This window comes from Rhodanobacter sp. FW106-HT46G03, assembly GCF_058789895.1.
Map to the genome: position 1 here is coordinate 1067835 of NZ_JBYTCC010000001.1, position 18451 is coordinate 1086285.

14 protein-coding genes are annotated in these 18451 nt (G+C 67.3%); 7 read left to right on the top strand and 7 right to left on the bottom strand.

Translation table 11 applies throughout. The features are described from left to right. Positions 1–40 precede the first annotated feature (40 nt). The 6 genes from AC3WP6_RS04500 to gshB all read right to left on the bottom strand — a co-directional run bounded on the left by AC3WP6_RS04500 (position 41) and on the right by gshB (position 5682). Entirely contained in the window at positions 41–1837 is a 1797-nt protein-coding gene (locus AC3WP6_RS04500) for a hypothetical protein (protein ID WP_492626599.1), read from the bottom strand. Positions 1838–1898: 61 nt separating this feature from the next. Then, complete coding sequence (locus AC3WP6_RS04505; protein WP_492626600.1) at positions 1899–2825, bottom strand: aspartate carbamoyltransferase catalytic subunit; 927 nt, start codon at positions 2823–2825, stop codon at positions 1899–1901. Next, positions 2822–3277 carry a Holliday junction resolvase RuvX gene (gene ruvX, locus AC3WP6_RS04510; protein ID WP_492626601.1) on the bottom strand — a complete coding sequence of 152 codons (456 nt, stop codon included), beginning with the start codon at positions 3275–3277 and terminating at the stop codon, positions 2822–2824. Before ruvX ends, AC3WP6_RS04505 begins: the two co-directional genes overlap by 4 nt. Next, positions 3274–3843, bottom strand: a complete 570-nt coding sequence (locus AC3WP6_RS04515; RefSeq protein WP_492626602.1) for a YqgE/AlgH family protein — start codon at positions 3841–3843, stop codon at positions 3274–3276. Before AC3WP6_RS04515 ends, ruvX begins: the two co-directional genes overlap by 4 nt. 25 nt (positions 3844–3868) lie before the next feature. Further along, positions 3869–4723: an energy transducer TonB gene (locus AC3WP6_RS04520; protein WP_492626603.1), complete on the bottom strand. Its 855-nt coding sequence runs from the start codon at positions 4721–4723 to the stop codon at positions 3869–3871. Next, positions 4720–5682 carry a glutathione synthase gene (gene gshB, locus AC3WP6_RS04525; RefSeq protein WP_492626604.1) on the bottom strand — a complete coding sequence of 321 codons (963 nt, stop codon included), beginning with the start codon at positions 5680–5682 and terminating at the stop codon, positions 4720–4722. The genes AC3WP6_RS04520 and gshB overlap by 4 nt, the downstream gene beginning before the upstream one ends. Before the next feature lie 338 nt (positions 5683–6020). Between gshB and AC3WP6_RS04530 the strand changes: the two genes are divergently transcribed. The 7 genes from AC3WP6_RS04530 to AC3WP6_RS04560 all read left to right on the top strand — a co-directional run bounded on the left by AC3WP6_RS04530 (position 6021) and on the right by AC3WP6_RS04560 (position 17598). Beyond that, the gene (locus AC3WP6_RS04530; protein ID WP_492626605.1) at positions 6021–6431 is read left to right on the top strand and encodes a response regulator; all 411 of its coding nucleotides are present in this window, start codon (positions 6021–6023) and stop codon (positions 6429–6431) included. 23 nt (positions 6432–6454) lie between these two features. Then, positions 6455–6826, top strand: a complete 372-nt coding sequence (locus tag AC3WP6_RS04535) for a response regulator (RefSeq protein ID WP_492626606.1) — start codon at positions 6455–6457, stop codon at positions 6824–6826. After that, complete coding sequence (locus AC3WP6_RS04540; protein WP_492626607.1) at positions 6823–7365, top strand: chemotaxis protein CheW; 543 nt, start codon at positions 6823–6825, stop codon at positions 7363–7365. The genes AC3WP6_RS04535 and AC3WP6_RS04540 overlap by 4 nt, the downstream gene beginning before the upstream one ends. Before the next feature lie 104 nt (positions 7366–7469). Beyond that, entirely contained in the window at positions 7470–9500 is a 2031-nt protein-coding gene (locus AC3WP6_RS04545; protein WP_492626608.1) for a methyl-accepting chemotaxis protein, read from the top strand. Positions 9501–9573: 73 nt separating this feature from the next. After that, positions 9574–15510, top strand: a complete 5937-nt coding sequence (locus AC3WP6_RS04550) for a hybrid sensor histidine kinase/response regulator (RefSeq protein ID WP_492626609.1) — start codon at positions 9574–9576, stop codon at positions 15508–15510. Next, the gene (locus AC3WP6_RS04555) at positions 15503–17092 is read left to right on the top strand and encodes a chemotaxis protein CheB (protein ID WP_492626610.1); all 1590 of its coding nucleotides are present in this window, start codon (positions 15503–15505) and stop codon (positions 17090–17092) included. The genes AC3WP6_RS04550 and AC3WP6_RS04555 overlap by 8 nt, the downstream gene beginning before the upstream one ends. Then, positions 17089–17598 carry a chemotaxis protein CheW gene (locus AC3WP6_RS04560; RefSeq protein WP_492626611.1) on the top strand — a complete coding sequence of 170 codons (510 nt, stop codon included), beginning with the start codon at positions 17089–17091 and terminating at the stop codon, positions 17596–17598. The genes AC3WP6_RS04555 and AC3WP6_RS04560 overlap by 4 nt, the downstream gene beginning before the upstream one ends. Positions 17599–17633: 35 nt before the next feature. Here AC3WP6_RS04560 and AC3WP6_RS04565 read toward each other — a convergent pair whose 3' ends face one another. Further along, complete coding sequence (locus tag AC3WP6_RS04565; RefSeq protein WP_492626612.1) at positions 17634–18368, bottom strand: 16S rRNA (uracil(1498)-N(3))-methyltransferase; 735 nt, start codon at positions 18366–18368, stop codon at positions 17634–17636. Positions 18369–18451: the final 83 nt, after the last annotated feature.

Genomic DNA, 18451 nt, shown 5'->3' on the forward strand with positions numbered 1-18451 from the left:
GGCGCCCGGTGGGCGCCGTTTTTATGGCGGAACAACGGTGTCATTTGTAGGTGGTGTGACTGGTGACCACCAGGCCGTCGTCATCGATGTGCATCTCGGCGTCGATTACCTGCACGCGCTTGGCATTGGCTTCCATCGAGGCGAATTGCGCCTTGCTGCGTGCGGCATCAGCGGCGGCTTGCGCGGCATCTTCGTCTGGCGTGGCGTCATCGATCGCCGGCACATCGCTCTTTTGCATTTCGGCGGCAGCCGCGGCGAAGTTGTCGGCCTTTTGCTCCATGAATTTCAGCCAGTCGAGATACATGCTGCCGGCCAGGTGCATGCGTCCCATCTGTCCGGCGCTGCCGGCCGCCTCGTGCAGCATGCCGGCGATGCGGTTCTGCTCGCCCGCGCCGATCCCGATGGCAAGCGCCTTCGGGCTGGTGGCCAGCCACGTCGGTTGGCCGAAGATGGTGTTGAGGTCTCTCGGCATGGGCACTGGCGTGCCGTTGATGACGGGTTTGACCTTGGCCAGGGCCGGCAGCATCAGCTGGCCGGTGGCCAGGAGGCCGTCGGGGTCGGTCGTGCCAATGACGATGCGACCGGTGAAGTCCGGCAGGCTGCTGGTCTTGTCGACCGCAAGGCTGTCCAGCGCAATGCGCACGCCGACCAGGCTGCCGAATGGCGGAATCGCGGTCTTCGGCAGGGCATCGCCGAGCTTGGCAAAGGTATCGTTGAGACTGACCAGCATCGGGCAGGTGAACGGCTTGGCCTTCACTGCCGCCACCTGGGCCGACCAGAATTTGCGCAGGTCGGCCACCGGCAACGCCAGGCTGAGGTCGAATGGCGCGGCGCTGTCGCTGTCGTTGCCCAGCCCGGGCAGCACGATGCGCAAGCCGCTGAACGCCTGGCCGACGTCGCCCGCCAGTGCCATGTCGAAACGGCCGTCCTGATGCTTGGCATCCAGCCGCGTGTAGCCGAAGCTGATGCCCGGCATGCGGGCGGCAATCCGCGCCGCCTCGGGGACGCAGCTCGGCGAAGTCTTGAGGAGGTTGGCCACCGGCTCGCCGGTCTGCGCAGATTCGGCGTTGGCGCGGGCCTGGCGCAGCGCGGAGATGAACGGGCCGTTGCCGCCGATGACCAGCGGCAAGACGCGGGTCAGATCGAACTCCCCCACCAGCCACTTTGCGTAGCCCTTGTCCTTGGCCAGCTTCGCCAGGCGGCCATCGTCCTGCAGGTTTTTGGCCGGTCGATCGATGCCGAGCGTCTGCCGCAGCAAGGCTTGGCTGGCGCCGACGGGCAGCAGCGCGGCCACCATCTGCTTGCCGACCACGCCAAGCACCAGTTGCGTGCCGAGTTTGGCAAAGGTCTGCTGGCGATAGGGCTGGTTGCCGATTGTGGCGGTGGCAAGCTTGCTGCCCCATGCGGTCTCCAGTCGGCCGACGAACGCGTCGAACGCCCTGGGGTCGGTCAGCTCGATGCGCAGCACCGGCGCCATGTCTTCGCCATACAGCGCAAAGCGGCCCTTGAGGTCGATGCCGTTGGTGGTCGCGAAGGCTTCGATGGTCTTGCCCTTGAGCTCGGCAGCGAACGCGTCGACCAGTCGGGCGGCTTCGGGATCCTTTACCGCGATGCGGGCGGCAAACGCCTCCATCTGTGCCACTTGCGAGGGCAGTTGCAGGTCGGCCTGGGTCAGCAGCGCGGTACGCGTGGCGTCACTGAGCACGTCGAGATTGGCGATCGCGTAGGGCGTATCCGCCGGCACGAAGGCCAGCGGCGCGTTCTTGTCCTTGTGCGAGCAGGCTGCCAGCACGAGGCAGGCGAACACCAGGGGGGCAAGGCACGTCCGTGGATGCATGATGGATTCCGCTAGTAAGGTGTCGCGACGCGCATTATGCCGGTTTTACCGGCAGTTTCGGTCAGCGTGCGAGCAGCTCGCCAAGCACCGCCATGCGCACGAACACGCCGTTGGCGACCTGTTCAAGCACGCGCGACTGCGGGCCATCGGCCACTTCATCGGCGATTTCGATACCGCGGTTGAGCGGGCCGGGGTGCATCACCAGGCAACCGCGATCGGCGCGCGCCAGGCGCCGCGGGTCGAGCCCGTAGTGCTGGAAGTACGCCGCCTCGTCCGGCAGCTCGGTGGCCGCCATGCGCTCCTTTTGCAGGCGCAACATGATCGCCACGTCGGCCCCGGCGATGGCGGCGTCGAAATCCTCGCTGCACTGCACCTGCGGAAACTCGTCGGCATCCGGCAGCAAGCCGGCGGGGCCGCAGAAGCGGATCGCCTTGACACCCAGCGCGGTCAACGCGTGCACGTCGGAGCGCGCCACGCGCGAGTGGCGGATGTCGCCACAGATGGTCACCGTGAGGTTTTCGAAGTCCGGCCGGTGCTGGCGAATCGTCAGGGCGTCGAGCAGGCCTTGCGTGGGATGCGCGTGATGGCCGTCGCCGGCGTTGACAATGGAAACCCCGCTCATCGCGTTGCGCACCAACTCGTCGGGCGTGCCGTCCACCTTGTGGCGCACCACGATCGCATCCAGGTGCATGGCTTCGAGCGTGTGCAGAGTGTCGTAGAGGGTTTCGCCCTTGGTGGTGGAGGAGACCCCGATGTTGAAGTTCACCACGTCGGCACCGAGCCGGCGCGCCGCCAGCTCGAACGAAGTGCGGGTGCGGGTGGACGGCTCGAAGAACAGGTTGAGCACGGTGCGCCCGGTCAAAAGATCGAGCTTGCGGGTGCCGTGGGCACAGGCGTCGCGCATCGCAATGGCGCGGTCGAGCAGGTGCTCGATGGTTGCGCGCGGCAGGTTTTCCAGCGTGGTCAGGTGGCGCAGATGGGTGGTCATGGTGTGGTGGCGGAGGTGCGAATGGATGAGGAATCAGGTGCCGCCAGCCAGCGTTCGAGGATCACGGCAGCGGCTTCGGCATCAATGGTGGCACCGTCGCGGCGGCGCTTGAGCCCGGCCGCACGCGCACCGGCAAAGCGGCGTGCGGCTTCCTGCGAGCTGTGGCGTTCGTCGACCAGCGCCACTTCGGTGGCGTAGCGGGCATGGATTTGCGCGGCAAAGCGGCGTGCGCGACGGCTGGCGGCCTGCTCGGCGCCATCGAGCGTCAGCGGCAAGCCGACGACGAGGGTGTCGGGTTGCCATTGCGCACGCAGTGCGTCAAGCGCCGGCCAGTCGGGGATATCGTTGCGCATGGCAATGGCCGCGAGCCCGCGCGCGCTGGCGGTGATGCGGTTGCCCACCGCTACGCCGATCAGCTTGCTGCCGACGTCAAAGCCCAGGGCGCAGCTCACGCGTGGCCTGCGTAGCCGGCAAGCTGGGCGGAGTCGACGCCGACCAGCCCGGTGGCAGCGCGCCAACGGTCTTCGAGCGGGGTGTCAAACACGATGCGGTCGCTGGCCTCGATGGTGAGCCAGTGGTTGTCGATCAGCTCTTGTTCGAGTTGGCCGGCATCCCAGCCGGCGTAGCCCAGCGCCATGACGGCGCGGTCGGGGCCTTCGCCGGCCGCCATGGAAACCAGGATGTCGCGCGAGGTGGTGACCGACCAGGCAGCATTGACGCGGTAGCTCGACTCCCAGTGTCCCGGCTCGCGGTGCAGCACGAAGCCGCGTTCCGGTTGCACCGGCCCGCCAATCAGCACGGGTGCGTCGATCAGTTCTGAATCGGTGCAGGGAAGCTTCAGTTGTGCCAGCACGTCGCCGAAGCGGTAGGGCGACAACTGGTTGACCAGCAGCCCGATCGCACCCTCCTCGTTGTGCTGGCACAAGAGCGTCACGCCGCGCGAAAACGGCGGTTCCGCCAGCGCCGGCATGGCGATCAGGAAGTGGCCGGTGAGATTGGAGGTTTGAGGATGACGCATGCGCGCATTGTAAGCCGCGCGGTTGTCACTTGCTGGTCAAGGTGCCGCCGGGCAGGAACTGCCAGGTGCGTGTGATATAGAGCTCGTCGGCCTTGGCGGCAGGTGGCAGCGGTGGGAATGGCGCCGCCAGCCGCACGATGCGCTCGGCGGCCTGGTCAAGCAGCGGCTGGCCGGAACTGCGGATGACGTCGATGCTGTGGATCGAGCCGTCGTGGTTGATGCCGACGGTGAGCAGCAGGTCGCCGTGCAACCCCAGGCGCCGTGCTTCGCTCGGATAATTGAGATTGCCCACCCGCTGCACGCGGTCGGACCAGCCGCGCATATACGCGGCGTAGACGTATTCTTTGGTGCTGGCCGAAATGAATTTCTTGCGCGGGCGCTTGGCGTAGGCCTCGGTCTGGTGGCGCAGTTCGGCCGCCAGTTGCGCCATTTCCTGCTGGCGTTGCGCGTCGGCCGCGCTGGGCACGTCGGTCGGGGGTGTTTCGTCGCGCGCGGTGTCGCTGTCCACGTGGTGCCGGCTTGCGGCGGTGCTGGTGACCAGCCGCTCGGCGGTCGCGGCTTGCGCTTGCGGTGCCGCGGCGGCAAGCGGCTGTGGCGCGGTGCCGGGGTTCGGCTTGGGCAAGACCCCGGAGAACATCTGCGATGGCCGCGCGGTGTGGTCGCTTTCGCCGCCGCCGCGGTTGTTGGCCTGGGCCAGGAAATCCGCCTTCTCCGGCGTTTCCCGGTTGGCCACGTTGACCAGGGTAACGTCGAGCGTGGGCAGGTCGGGCGTGGGTTTGGCGAAGTGGAAGGTGATGCCCAGCAGCAACACGCCGTGCACCAGCAGCGAAAACACCAGGGTGGCGCCGATCGGGTCGGCGGAGCGTGCGGCGGAACTCACGGAGCGGTGTTCTCGATGGCATCGAACAGCAGGCCGGCGATATTAAGACCGAACTGGTGGTCGAGCTCACGGGCACAAGTTGGCGATGTGACGTTGATCTCGGTCAGCCAGTCGCCGATGACGTCGAGCCCGACGAAACGCAGGTGACGCCGGCGCAGCTCCGGCGCCACCTGGGCCGCGATCCAGCGGTCGCGCTCGCTGAGCGGCACGCCTTCGCCGCGGCCGCCCGCGGCGAGGTTGCCGCGAAACTCGTCGCCTTGCGGGATGCGCGCCAGGGCATACGGCACCGGTTCGCCGTCGATGACGAGGATGCGCTTGTCGCCGGCGCTGATCGCCGGGATGTACTTCTGCACGATGGTAAAGTGCCGGCCCTCGCCGTGCGGCCCGCCGGCGAGCAGGGCCTCCAGCATCGAGTTCAGGTTGCCGTCGCCGGCCTTGACCTTGAAGATGCCGCGCCCGCCCATGCCATCCAGCGGTTTCAGCACGGCCTCGCCGCATTCGGCCACGAAGCGGCGCAGCTCGTGCGGGTCGCGCGCCACCAGCGTCGGCGCGATGCACTGGGGGAATTCCAGCGCGAACAGTTTCTCGTTGCAGTCGCGCAGCGCGCGCGGGTCGTTCACCACGTTCACGCCGCCGCGCTGGGCGGCTTCGAGCACGATAGTGTCGTAGATGAACTGCGGGTCGACCGGCGGGTCCTTGCGCATCAACACGATGTTCATTTCGCGCAGATCGCGCCACGCCGGCGTACCCAGTGTGTACCAGTCGTGCGGGTCGTCGCGCACGACGAGCGGCGTGAGGCGCGCCCACGGCTCGTTGCCGCGCAGCGCAAGGTCGCCTTGTTCGAGATAGAACAACACGTGGCCGCGGCGCTGCGCTTCGAGCAGCATGGCGAGGCTGGTGTCCTTGACCGGTTTGATTGCGCCGATGGGATCCATCAGCACCGCAACCGACAAACTCATCGTGATTCTCCTTGGTCGGATGCGCGGCGCAGCGAGTGCGCCGCGAAGAGAGCGATGTTCACCCAGCGCGAACCCGGCGACAAGCGCAATCGGCGCGTGCCGCAGCGGGTTCAACCTTGCCGCCACGAGTCACATCGTGCGTGGTTTGCGGCGTTCACGCAGCCGATTTGGCTTGACGGGATGCCAGTCAGGCAGTAAACAACGAACGTTGTACAGCCCGCCACAGAGCGGGTTGCCGCGGCTACAAGTTGTGGATGGTTTTGTCATGCACACCGGCGGCATGCTTGTTGCCTGTTTTTGTGACTATCCTGGGCCCGATTTGGGTAGCAGGGGGGAGAATGAACCTGAACGCGAACGCGAATGGTCTGGCCGGCTTGCGGGTCATGGTGATCGATGACTCGAAGACCATCCGCCGCACAGCCGAAACGCTGCTGAAAAAGGAAGGCTGCGAGGTGCTTACCGCAGTCGATGGCTTCGAGGCGTTGGCGAAGATCGCCGACCAGAAGCCATCCTTCATCTTTGTCGACATCATGATGCCGCGCCTGGACGGGTATCAAACTTGCGCGTTGATCAAGAACAACCCGCAATTCCGCGCCACGCCGGTCATCATGCTCAGCTCGAAGGACGGCCTGTTCGACAAGGCCCGCGGCCGCGTCGTCGGTGCCGAGCAGTACCTCACCAAGCCGTTCACGCGCGACGAGTTGCTCGGCGCGATCCATCAACACATCAGCGCCGCGCTTGCGGGCTGACCGCCGATTCTTCAGGGGGATCCGTGGCCAACATACTTATCATCGACGACTCGCCGACCGACGTGCGGGTTCTGTCCACCATGCTCGAGCGCGCCGGTCATACGGTCGACTCGGTCGGCACCGCCGAAGACGGCATCGAGCGCGTGCGCGCCACACCGCCGCAGTTGGTCATCATGGACGTCATCATGCCCGGCATGAACGGCTTCCAGGCCACGCGCACGCTCACCCGCGACCCGGCCACGGCCGGGGTGCCGATCGTGATGATCACCACCAAGTCGATGGAAACCGACCGCGTTTGGGGCTTGCGCCAGGGCGCGCGCGCCTTCATCACCAAGCCGGTCAACGAGGCGGAGCTGACCGCCTGCATCAACCAGTTGCTGGCAGGCGCGGCATGAGCGAGCGCGCCACGGCCACACCGTTCGAAGTGCTGGCGCGCTACGAGCGGTTGTCGCTCGCGCACGCCTCAGACACCCGCAACGACCTCGACGCACCTGGTTTGTGGCGCGGCATCGGTTATCGCGTAGGCACGCGCATGCTGGCCAGCGAGATCGGCGAGATCAACGAGCTGCTCGCGTTGCCGCCGCTGGCAATGATTCCCGGCGCACAGCCGTGGCTGCTCGGAATCGCCAACGTGCGCGGCAACCTGATGCCGGTGATCGATTTCGGCCGCTACCTGTTTGGCGAGCGCACGCCGGTCACCGACCGCACGCGGCTGCTGGTCGTGCGCCAAAGCGGTGGCCATGCGGCACTGCTGGTCGATGAGGTATTCGGCCAGCGTACGGTGGATGCCGAACAGTGGCGGGGTGCAACGCCCGAAGACGATGAACGGCTGTCCCGGTTTGCCGATCGGCAAGTGGCGGGCGAGCCACCCATGGCGATCCTCAGCATGGAGCGCTTGGTGCAGGCTGCGGATTTCCGACAGGCTGCCGCGTAGGGCGGCTGGCGCTGTCGGCGGCAGTGCGGGCGTGACACGGTGGTTGCACACGTGCCGGCGGCGGCAGCGCGGCTGGTCTGGTTGAAAGAACGGGTGAGGTGAACATGAGCACTACAGGGGGCGTCGGCAAGGAGCGTGGCAACACCACACTTATCGTGCTGTTGCTGGTTGCGATCGCGTTCGCTGCGCTCGACTTTTGGCAGCTCAACGTCAAGAACGGCGAAGACCGTCAGGCGGTGGCGCTGACCACGCAGATCCAGGTGCTGTCGCAGCAGACGGCGAAATTCGCGCTGGAGTCTTCCGACGGCAACACCGATTCGTTTCGTGAGCTCGAAGGCACGCGCAATGCGATCGACGCTGCCGTGCGGCGCCTGAACAAGGGCGATCCGGCCACCGGCATGGGCGCGTATGCCAACGTCAACCACACCCCGGTCGGGCGCGCGGTGGATGCGCTCAATGTGGCCTGGGCCCAGCTGGATGGCGACATTGGCAAGATCCTGCGGAACAAGGCGGTCGTGCTCGATTCGGCAAGCCGTGCGGCGACCGTCTCGCAGCAGATGCCGTTGCTCAACTCGAGCATGGAGCAGGTGGTCAACATCCTGCAGCAGCGCAACGGCAGCGCCGACCAGATGCTTGGCACCTCGCGCCAGATGCTGTCGGCCGACCGCATCATCCGTCGCGTGCAAGAGGTGCTGCAGGGCGGCGAAAACGCACTGGCGGCCGCCGACGGCCTGCAGCGCGACGGGCAGCTCTACGGCAACGTGCTGCAAGGGTTGATCGACGGTGTGCCCGGCAGCGGCGTCAGCAAGATCGGCGACGCCAACGCGCACAAGATCCTCACCGGCATGCAGCAGAGCTGGAACAAGCTCGGCGACCCGCTGGCCAAGCTGGTGGCCGCCGCCGGCAACCTCTCGGCGGTGAAGGCCGCCGGCACCAAGGCGTCGGTGGATTCGCAATCGGTGCTGCTGCGCGCGAACGACCTCGCCGACCAGATCGGCAAGCTGCCGCTGCGGCGCATTTTCCCGAACGTGTGGTGGGGCCTGATCGGTGCGGTTGGCGCGGTGGCGTTCGCGCTGCTGCTGGTGGCCAGCCTGGTGCGTGACCAGCGCCGGCGTTTCGTCGAATCCACTTCGCTCAACCAGCGCAACCAGGAGGCGATCATGCGCCTGCTGGACGAGATGGGCGCGCTGGCCGAAGGCGACTTGACGGTGAAGACCACGGTGACCGAGGAGATCACCGGCGCCATCGCCGACTCGGTGAACTACGCCATCGACGAGTTGCGTACCCTGGTGACCACGATCAACGAAACCTCGGAGCAGGTTTCCACCTCGGCGCAGGAGTCGCAGACCACCGCGCGCCACCTGGCCGATGCGGCCGAGCAGCAGGCGCGGCAGATCAACACCGCCACCGGCGCCATCAACGAAATCGCCAGCTCGCTCGACCACGTGTCGAAGAACTCGGCCGAGTCCGCCGACGTGGCCGAACGAAGCGTGCAGATCGCTTCGCGCGGCGCCGAAGTGGTGCGCGAAACGATCTCGGGCATGGACTCGATCCGCGACCAGATCCAGGAGACTTCCAAGCGCATCAAGCGGCTGGGCGAATCCTCGCAGGAGATCGGCTCGATCGTGGAACTGATCAACGACATTGCCGAGCAGACCAACATCCTGGCGTTGAACGCGGCGATCCAGGCGGCGTCGGCCGGTGAGGCCGGCCGAGGTTTCGCCGTGGTCGCGGACGAAGTGCAGCGTCTGGCCGAACGTTCCACCAGCGCCACCAAGCGTATCGAAACCCTGGTGCAGACGATTCAGTCCGATACCAACGAAGCGGTGAATTCGATGGAGCAGACCACCGCCGAGGTGGTGGCCGGGGCACGCAAGGCCGAGGACGCCGGCAGTGCACTGGGCGACATCGAACGCGTGTCGCATGACCTGTCGGCGCTGATTCAGAACATCTCCAGCGCCGCCCGCCAGCAATCGGCGGCCGCGACCGACATCTCGCAATCGATGAACGCGATCCGCGAAATCACCTCGCAGACTTCGCAGGGTGCCAGCCGCACGGCAGACTCGATCGGTACGCTGGCCCAGCTCGCCAGCGACCTGCGGCGATCGGTGGCCCACTTCAAGTTGCCGGGCTGATGGTGGGCATTTGCAGACAGGGGCCGTCTCGACCGGCAGCGGATGCCGGTCGCGCAACCGCTGAGAGAAGCGCATGAGACTCCAAGACAATACCGATTTCAGCACCTTGCAGTGGGTGCACCCCGAGTTGGCGCAGACCCTCGCGAAGGCACGCGAGTCGCTGGAAGCCTACGTCGACAACCCCGCGCGCGACGATGCGTTGCGTGGTTGCGCCACCACGCTGCACCAGGTGCAGGGCACCTTGCGCATGGTCGAGCTGCAAGGCCCGGCCGGTGTGATCGAAGAGATGGAAACGGTGGTGCAGGCGCTGCTCGACGACCGCGTCAGCCAACGCGACGAGGCCTACGCGGTCTTGATGCGCGGCCTCATGCAGCTGCCCGATTATCTGGAACGCGTGGCTGGCGGCCACCGTGACGTACCGGTGGTGTTGCTGCCGCTGTTGAATGAGCTGCGCGCGTGCTGCGGCGAGTCGGCGCTGTCCGAAGCCGCGCTGTTCTGCCCCAATCTCGATGCCTTCCTGCCGCCGCAGGCGCCGGCCGCAATGAGCGAGGCGCAGGCCAGCGAGCGCCGCGGTGAGATTGCCACGCTGCGCCTGCAGTTCCAGCAGTATCTGTTGGCGTTGTTCCGCAGCCAGTCGCAGGTCAAGCCGTACGCGGGTATGCGCAAGGCGCTGCTGGCGATCGCTGCGCATTGCTTCCATGTGCATGGCCGGCGCCTGTGGTGGATTGCCGCTGGCGTGCTCGAGGGCCTCGAACAAGGCATGTTGAACGCGCAAGCAGCCGAGTTGCGCCAGTTGCTCGGCAAGGTGGATCGCCATATTCGCCAGCTGATCGAGCACGACGAGGATACGTTGCGCGGCGGCGATGCCGACGAACTTTGCAACCGCCTGCTATACGCGGTGGCGCAGGCGCGCCAGTTCAGCCCGATGATGGAGCTGCTGCGGCGTACCTACGCACTGGACAGCCTGCTGCCGGATGCCGAAGAGCTGGAACACGCGCGCGGCTCGATTTCCGGCCACAACCGCGCCCTGCTCGACTCGGTCGCGCGGGCGCTGAAAGACGACCTGCTGCGGGTCAAGGAAGCGCTTGATCTGTACCAGCGCCAGCCAGGCGCCGACCCGGCCTCGCTGGCACCGCAGTGCGACGTGCTGGCGCGTCTGGGCGACACCCTCGGCATGCTGGCGCTCACCGTGCCGCGCCGCGTGATCGAGGAGCAACGCCGCGTGCTGGACGACGTGGCGAACCACCAGCGTCCCGCCGACGAGTCAACCCTGCTCGATGTTGCCGGCGCCTTGCTGTACGTCGAAGCCTCGCTCGACGACCACATCGAGAGCCTGGGTGCCAACGGCGGTGCGTCCACCAGTGATGATGACGGCACGAGTACATTGCCGCGCAGCGAGGCGCAAGGCGTCATCGCCACGGTGATGCAGGAGGCCATCCGCAATATCGACCAGGTCAAGGAGGCCATCGTCGGTTTTGTCGAGTCGGGCTGGGATCACGCCGGGCTTGCTGCTGCACCGGCATTGATGACTGAAGTGGCCGGCGCCGCCCGCATGTTGTCCGCCGAGCGTCCGGCCGAGCTGGCCGATGGCGTCGGCCGGTTCATCCACAACGAGCTGCTGGTCGATCGGCGCATTCCCGGCAGTGCGCAAATGGACCACCTTGCCGACGCGCTGGCCGCGCTCGAGTACTACCTCGAAGCCGTGCGCGAGCATCGCGGCGGCCTGGCGCACATCATTGATGTGGCCGAGCACAGCCTCGGCGAACTCGGTTACTGGCCGCTGTCCAGCGCCCGTCCGTTGCAAAGCGCGCCGGTCATCGTGCCTGCAGCGCCCGCTGCCGATGCGCCAGCCACGGCGGCTGCCAGCGACGTGCCGCTCTCGGAATCCGTCAGCCTGTACCCCGGCAACGATGCCGTCGACTTGTTTGTACTGCCCGAGGTGCCGGCGTCGGGCGTCGAGCCCGCCCACGATGTGGACGGCCTGCGCTATGCCGAAACCGTGTCGGATCTGGCACCGGCGGCGGTTGCCGCCGGCGACGAGGGCGACTGGGTCGAGGTCGAAGAGGAAGTCGAGGAGCAGGTGCCGGTCGCCGGCGCGCTGGCCAACGCATTCCGCTTCGACCAGTCGGTCGAGGACATTGACGACGATATCCGCGAGATCTTTCTCGAGGAGATGCAGGAGGAGATCGACAACCTGCGCAACGGTGTCGGGGCGTGGCTGACCGAGCCGGAGCGGCTCGACATCCTCACCCCGATCCGGCGCTCGTTCCACACGCTGAAGGGCTCTGGCCGCCTGGTGGGCATCGCCGCACTCGGCGAGTTTGCCTGGCGCGTCGAAGACATGCTGAACCGCGTGCTCGATCACACGATCGAACCGCATGCGGGGGTGCAGGCGCTGGTGCAGCATGCCATTGACGCCTTGCCGCAATTGCTGGCTTCGCTCAAGGGCGAGCGCCCGCCGACGGCGCCGATCGACGCCATCATGCAGACCGCCAGCAAGTTGGCGGCTGGCGATGCTGGCGCGCGCATCGAAGACTGCGCGCCGCCGGCGATGGAGACCGTGCGGCGCAAGGTGCGTCGCCGCGTGCCGCGCGCCGGCGTTGCCGCCATTCCCGCTGCGACCATCACCGACGCGCAGAGTGCGGCTTCCACCATACCGGTGGCGCCGATTGCCCCACTGGGAGTGTCGCCGTTGCCAGCGGTCGATCCGGTGCTGCTGGAGATCCTGCGCAGCGAAGTCGGCCAGTATCTGCAAACCATACGCACTGCGCTGGCTGGTCAGACGGGCGAACTCGCGGTGAGCGAACCCCTGCTGCGTGCGGTGCACACCATGCATGGCGCCATCGCCATGGTCGACATCCCGTTCCTGACCCGTTTGCTGTCGCCTTGCGAGGGCTTGCTCAAGCGCCTGCGCGCCGCGGATGTGGCGCTGCCACACGAGGGCGTGGATCTGCTGAACCATGCGGCCGACGTGGTCGATCACACCTTGACACAGCTCGATGCCGCCGTGCCGTCGTTGCCGGATGTCGAGTCGCTGGTGGACGCGGCGGTGGCGCTGCGTGATCGCTACCCGGAAGCCAAGGCCCCGCACTTTGGCGTCGAGTCGGCGGCCGAAGCGCCGGACCTGCCGCCAGCCGCAGTACCCGAGCTGCCGGAAGTCTTGCCGGAGAGCGCCGAACACGATGCCTACACGCGCGAGCTGATGGCGGCCTTGGGTGCCTTCGAGCCCGATGCCGCGCCCCCGGCAAGCACGGCTGCCGGGTTTGATGACCGGCATGTTGCCGAGCAGGCTGCAGCGCAAACGGAGGCCGAGCGCCTCGCCGCCGAACAAGCGGCTGCCGAACAGACCGCACAGGCAGAAGCTGAGCGTGCCGCGGCTGAGGAAGCCGCCGCCGAGCAGGCGACTGCCGAGCGCGCCGAGGCCGAGCGGGTCGAGGCTGCGCGTCTCGAAGCGGAGCGCGTGCAGGCCGAGCAGGATGGCGCCCGTCAGGCGCAGCTGGCAAAGGAGCGCGCGGAGCGCGAAGCCGCCGAACTGCAGATACGTGCCGCTGCTGAACAAGCCGCTGCCGAGCAGGCGCAGCGTGCCACCAAGGAAGCTGCCACTGTTGCCCATGCTGCCGCGCCGGTTGCCGCCAACGAGGTACCGTCGCTGGCCAAGCTCGGCGAGGCCTTGTCGATCGACCCCGATTTGCTCGAGGTTTTCATCGAGGAGGCGCGCGACATCCTCGATCACGCCGACGACGTCCTGGCACAGTGGCACGCCACGCCCACGGCGGCCGAGCATCGGCCGGAGCTGCAGCGTGATCTGCACACGCTCAAGGGCGGCGCACGCATTGCCGGGCTCACGTCCATTGGCGATTTGGCCCACGCCACCGAGACGCTGCTCGAAAAGCCGCTGGCCGACGAGTCGCTCGCGCCGGCACTGATCGGTGTGCTCGAAGCCACCTTCGACCAGCTCAACACGATGGTGCAGGAAGTGGCGCAGGGTCGGGCGCCGGCTTACCCGCAGGCGGCACTCGATCGCCTGCAGGTGCCGCTGGGTTCCAAGCAGTCGGTTGCTCCAGCATCCGCTTCCGCGGCGATGGCGGCCGTGGCCGAACCGGCGCCCGAAGCCCACGCGGCTGATCCGCACACGGCGCAGGAGCAGATCCGCGTACGCGCCGATCTGCTCGACGACCTGGTCAACCATGCGGGTGAGGTAGCGATCTACCGGGCCCGTCTCGAACAGCAGGTGTCCGGCTATCGCACGAACCTCGCTGAGCTCGACCAGACCGTGCAGCGCTTGCGCAGCCAGCTGCGCATGCTGGAGATCGAGACCGAGGCGCAGATCATCGCGCGCTACCAGCGCGAGAACCGCGAGGCCGGTGCGACGCCGGTATTCGATCCGCTTGAGCTGGACCGTTTCTCGCAGCTGCAGCAGTACTCGCGTGCGCTAGCCGAGTCGGTATCGGACTTGGTGTCCATTCAAGGCACCCTGGACGAGTTGACGCGGCAGGCGGAAAACCTCCTGGTGCAGCAGTCGCGGGTCGACACCGAGCTGCAGGATGGCTTGCTGCGCACGCGCATGTTGCCGTTCGACACCATGGTGCCGAACTTGCGGCGCACGTTGCGCCAGGCGGCGGCGGAGCAGGGCAAGCAGGCGCAACTGGTGGTGGATGGTGCGCACGGCGAAATGGATCGCAACCTGCTCGATCGCATCAAGGCACCGTTCGAGCACATGCTGCGCAACGCGGTGGCGCATGGCATCGAAACCCCGGCTGACCGCCGCAAGGCCGGCAAGCCGGTCGAGGGCACGGTGCGCATTGGCGTCGTGCGCGAGGCCAACGAGGTGGTGATCCGCGTTGCCGACGACGGTCGCGGTCTCGACCGCGATGCCATTCGCGCCCGCGCCATCGAGCGTGGCCTGCTGCGGGCCGAAGAGCGCACCAGCGACGATCGCCTGCTGGGACTCATCACGCGTACCGGTTTCTCCACCGCCAGCGCGGTGACCCAGCTGGCCGGTCGCGGCGTCGGCATGGACGTGGTCGCCAACGAAATCAAGCAGCTTGGCGGCTCGCTGGCCATCGCATCGGAAACCGGCCACGGCACCACGTTCACCTTGCGCTTGCCGTTTACGCTGGCGGTCACGCAAGCGATCCTGGTGCGCGTCGGCGAGACCACGTTTGCGATTCCGATGACTTCGGTGCAGGGCGTGGCGCGCGTCGACCCGTCCGATTTGAGCACCTGGCTGGCGCAACCGGTGCCGAGTTTCGAGTACGACGGCGAGGCCTATGGCATCCACGACCTTGCCGAATTGCTCGGCATGCCGCCGGGCACCGTGGCAGAGGGCGAGCAACCGCCGCTGCTGATCAGTCGGGCCGGCGACCTGCGTGCCGCGATGCGCGTCGATGCCGTGCTTGGCTCGCGTGAAATCGTGGTCAAGTCGGTGGGCCCGCAGATCAGTTCGGTGCCGGGCGTGCTTGGCGCCACCATCATGGGCGATGGCGCCGTGCTGGTCATTCTCGACCTTGCACCGCTGGTGCGCCTCGACGTGGCGCGCCGCGAGCAGCGGCTCGCCGAAGGCGAGGTCGTAGCGCCGACGCTGGTGGTCGAAGAGCAGCGCATGCGGCCGCTGGTCATGGTCGTCGACGACTCGATCACCATGCGCAAGGTCACCAGCCGCGTGCTGGAACGTCACGAATACGAGGTGGGTACCGCCAAAGACGGCGTCGACGCGCTGGAAAAGCTGGCCGAACGCGTGCCCGACCTGATGCTGCTGGATATCGAGATGCCACGCATGGACGGCTACGAGCTGGCTACCCACATGAAGGAAGACCCGCGCCTGCGCGACGTGCCGATCATCATGATCACCTCGCGCACCGGCGAAAAGCATCGCCAGCGGGCACTCGACATTGGCGTCGACCGCTACCTTGGCAAGCCGTACCAGGAGAGCGACCTGCTCGCACAGATTTCCGAGGTGCTGGAACAGCGTGCACTGGCAATTGCCGAGGCGGACGCGGGCCATGAGTGAGCCGTTACCCTCGGTGGCGCTGCTGTTCGACGACGCTGAGTTGGGCGGGCATTTGCGCGAGGCGCTCACCGCGCACGGCATGCGGATCGCCCACGAAGGGCCGTTGGCCGGCTTCACCGCCGCCGATCTGCGCCGGATCGACCCCGACGTGCTGGTGGTGAACCTCGACGACGACGATGACGACGCCTTCGACCGTCTCTACGCGATGATCGACGGCGAGCGCCCGCGACTGGTGTTCAACGATGCCCAGGCGAGCCGCATGCTGGCCGGGTGGGATCGCGCGCGCTGGGCGCGCCATCTTGCAGTGAAGGTGCTGGCAACCGGAGATCTCGACCCGCCGCGTCCGGCTGGCGCGATCGAGCCGGCAGCCCCGGCAGGCGTGCCGGCAGCGCCGGTTGCCGCGGTCGACCCAGAGCCGCTGCCGCCCCCGGCAGAGGATGCGGTGGTGGCGCCGCCCCCGATGCCCGCCGCGGATGAGCCGGTGCACGAGCTGGACGAGGTTGAACAATTGCTGGCGCCGGCGGATGACCTCGAAGCCGAGTTGGCCGCCCTGTTGGCGGCCGATCCGCTGCCGCTCGACACTGCCGCACCGGCCCCGGATATCGACCTCGTGCCGCTTGCCGACGACGACCTGGAAGCCTTGTTGTCCGGGTCGCGGGCGGCGGCAGAGCCGCCGGCACCGACGGTCACTGCGGCGGCCGACACCGCCTTGTCGGTCACCCCCGAATTCAATTTGCAGACCACGGGCGAGGCGCCGGCGGTCACGCCACCGGCGGCCCCCGACTGGTCGCTGGTGGCCGCGGATGCCGACGCGGTGCCGGCGCACGACGCCGCGGTTGCCGCGGATGGCGAGGTCAAAGTCGAGAAATTGAGCGCCGCCGATTTCCTTGCCCCCGATGTCGAGCCGGTGGCTGCCGACATCGTACCCAAGCTCGATCTGGAGCTGGTGTCGATCGAGGAGGCGGTTGCGCCGCAAGCCTGGGAACCGCATGAGATTCAGCTGGACGACCTGGATAGCGTGCCCCAGCGGGTGGTACTGCTTGGTGCCGCAGCGGACAGCATACCGTCGGTTGGCGAGTTTCTCGCGGCGATCCCGGCCCGCACCAGACTGACGCTGCTGCTGATCCAGCACGTTGGCGAGCAGTCGACGGCGAGTGTCCTTGCCCAGCTCAGTGCCCGTTCGGCGTTGCCGATGCGCATTGCAGCCAATGGCGAACACGCGCGTATCGGGGAGGTGCTGCTGGCGCCGGCGGACAGCATCGTGCAGGTGCGCCGCGATGGCAGCATCGAGCTGCGCACCACCGATGCCGCCATTGTGCCGGTACCGCCGATCGACGCTGCCTTCAGCATGGCCGCCAATGCGTTCGGTCGCGATGCCCTTGGCATCGTGTTTGCCGGCGCGTCGACCGATGCCGTGGCCGGCGCGCAGGCCATCCATGATCGCGGCGGGCAGGTGTGGGTCGAAGCCTCCAGCGGCGAGCATTTCGACGACATGGTCGGCGCGATCTTTGCCGAGCATCTGGTCAGTCATTCCGGGACGCCGCAAGCGTTGGCGGCGCATCTTGTCGAGGTATACGCATGAGCGACGAACTGCCGCGCGAAATCCGTTGCGTGCTGGTGCCCACTGGCGACATCCGCATGTTGCTGCCCAATACGACGGTGGCGGAAGTCATTACCCGGCCCGCCCACGAAGCCGTGGCGGGTGCACCCGGGTGGTTGCTCGGGCGGATTGCCTGGCGTGGCTGGCGGGTACCGCTGATCGCGTTCAGCATGCTTGCCGGTGCGGGCGCTGGCGACGGCGAGTTGACGGTACGTGTGGCAGTGCTCAAGGCGCTTGGCGGCCACCCGCAACTGCCGTTCCTGGCTGTGCTGACCCAGGGGTTCCCGCGCCTGACCACGCTGAACGCCGAGCTCATCATCCCCACCCACGATGGCAAACCGCTGCCGGCAGGGGTGAAATCACAGGTGCTGGTGCGCGACGACGTGGCTGTCATTCCCGACCTTGAGGGCATCGAGACCGAGGTATTGAAATGGCTGCCTGCCGACGCCGCCGTTGACGCCACCGCCGAGGCAACGGTCGAATCCTGACCGCGAATGCCGGCCGCGCGGCCGGCCGTTGCGCCTCAGAAATCCCCGTGCATGGCCTGCAGCGCTGCAAGCGCCGCAAGGCCAGCGGTCTCCGTGCGCAGGATGCGCGGGCCAAGATTCAAGCCCGTAAAGCCGGCGTCCACCAAGGCTGCGATGTCCTGCGCACCGAGCCCGCCTTCCGGGCCGATCACCACCAGCGCGCCTGCCGCCGGCGCGGGCAGTTGCCGCAGCGAGCACGTTGCCGTCGGCAGCAGCGCCAGCCGCAGCGCACCGTCGTCGGGCAGCGCCGTCAGCCAGGCAGCCAACGGGGTGGCCGGCAGGATCTCCGGCACCCGCGCCCGGCCACACTGCTCGCAGGCGCTGACGGCGATCGCGCGCCAATGCTCATGGCGTTTTGCGGCACGGGCGGCATCCAGGCGCACTTCCGAGCGTTCGGTCACCAGCGGCACTACCCGTGTTACCCCCAGCTCGGTGGCTTTCTGCACCACCAGATCCATCTTGTCGCCGCGAGCGAGGCCCTGTGCCAGCGTCAGCGCAAACGGCGACTCCGCAGCGTTCACTTGCATGGCGGTGATGCGGACGTGCGTCGCGCCGCGGCCCACGCTCAGCAGGGTGGCCGCGTAGTCATGGCCGTCGCCATTGAACAGGGTTACCGGGTTGCCCACGGCAAGCCGCAGCACGCGTACGAGGTGCTCCGCGGCCGCCGCCGGCAAATCCAGCTCGGCGCCGGCAGAAAGCGGTAAATCGACGTAGGTGCGGATGGTGCGCATGCCATGCCCAAGAGCAAAGCGTCAGCATAGCGGAGCGCCGTAATCCGACGACGAAGGTTCGTGGACCGGCTTCAGTCGAGCCG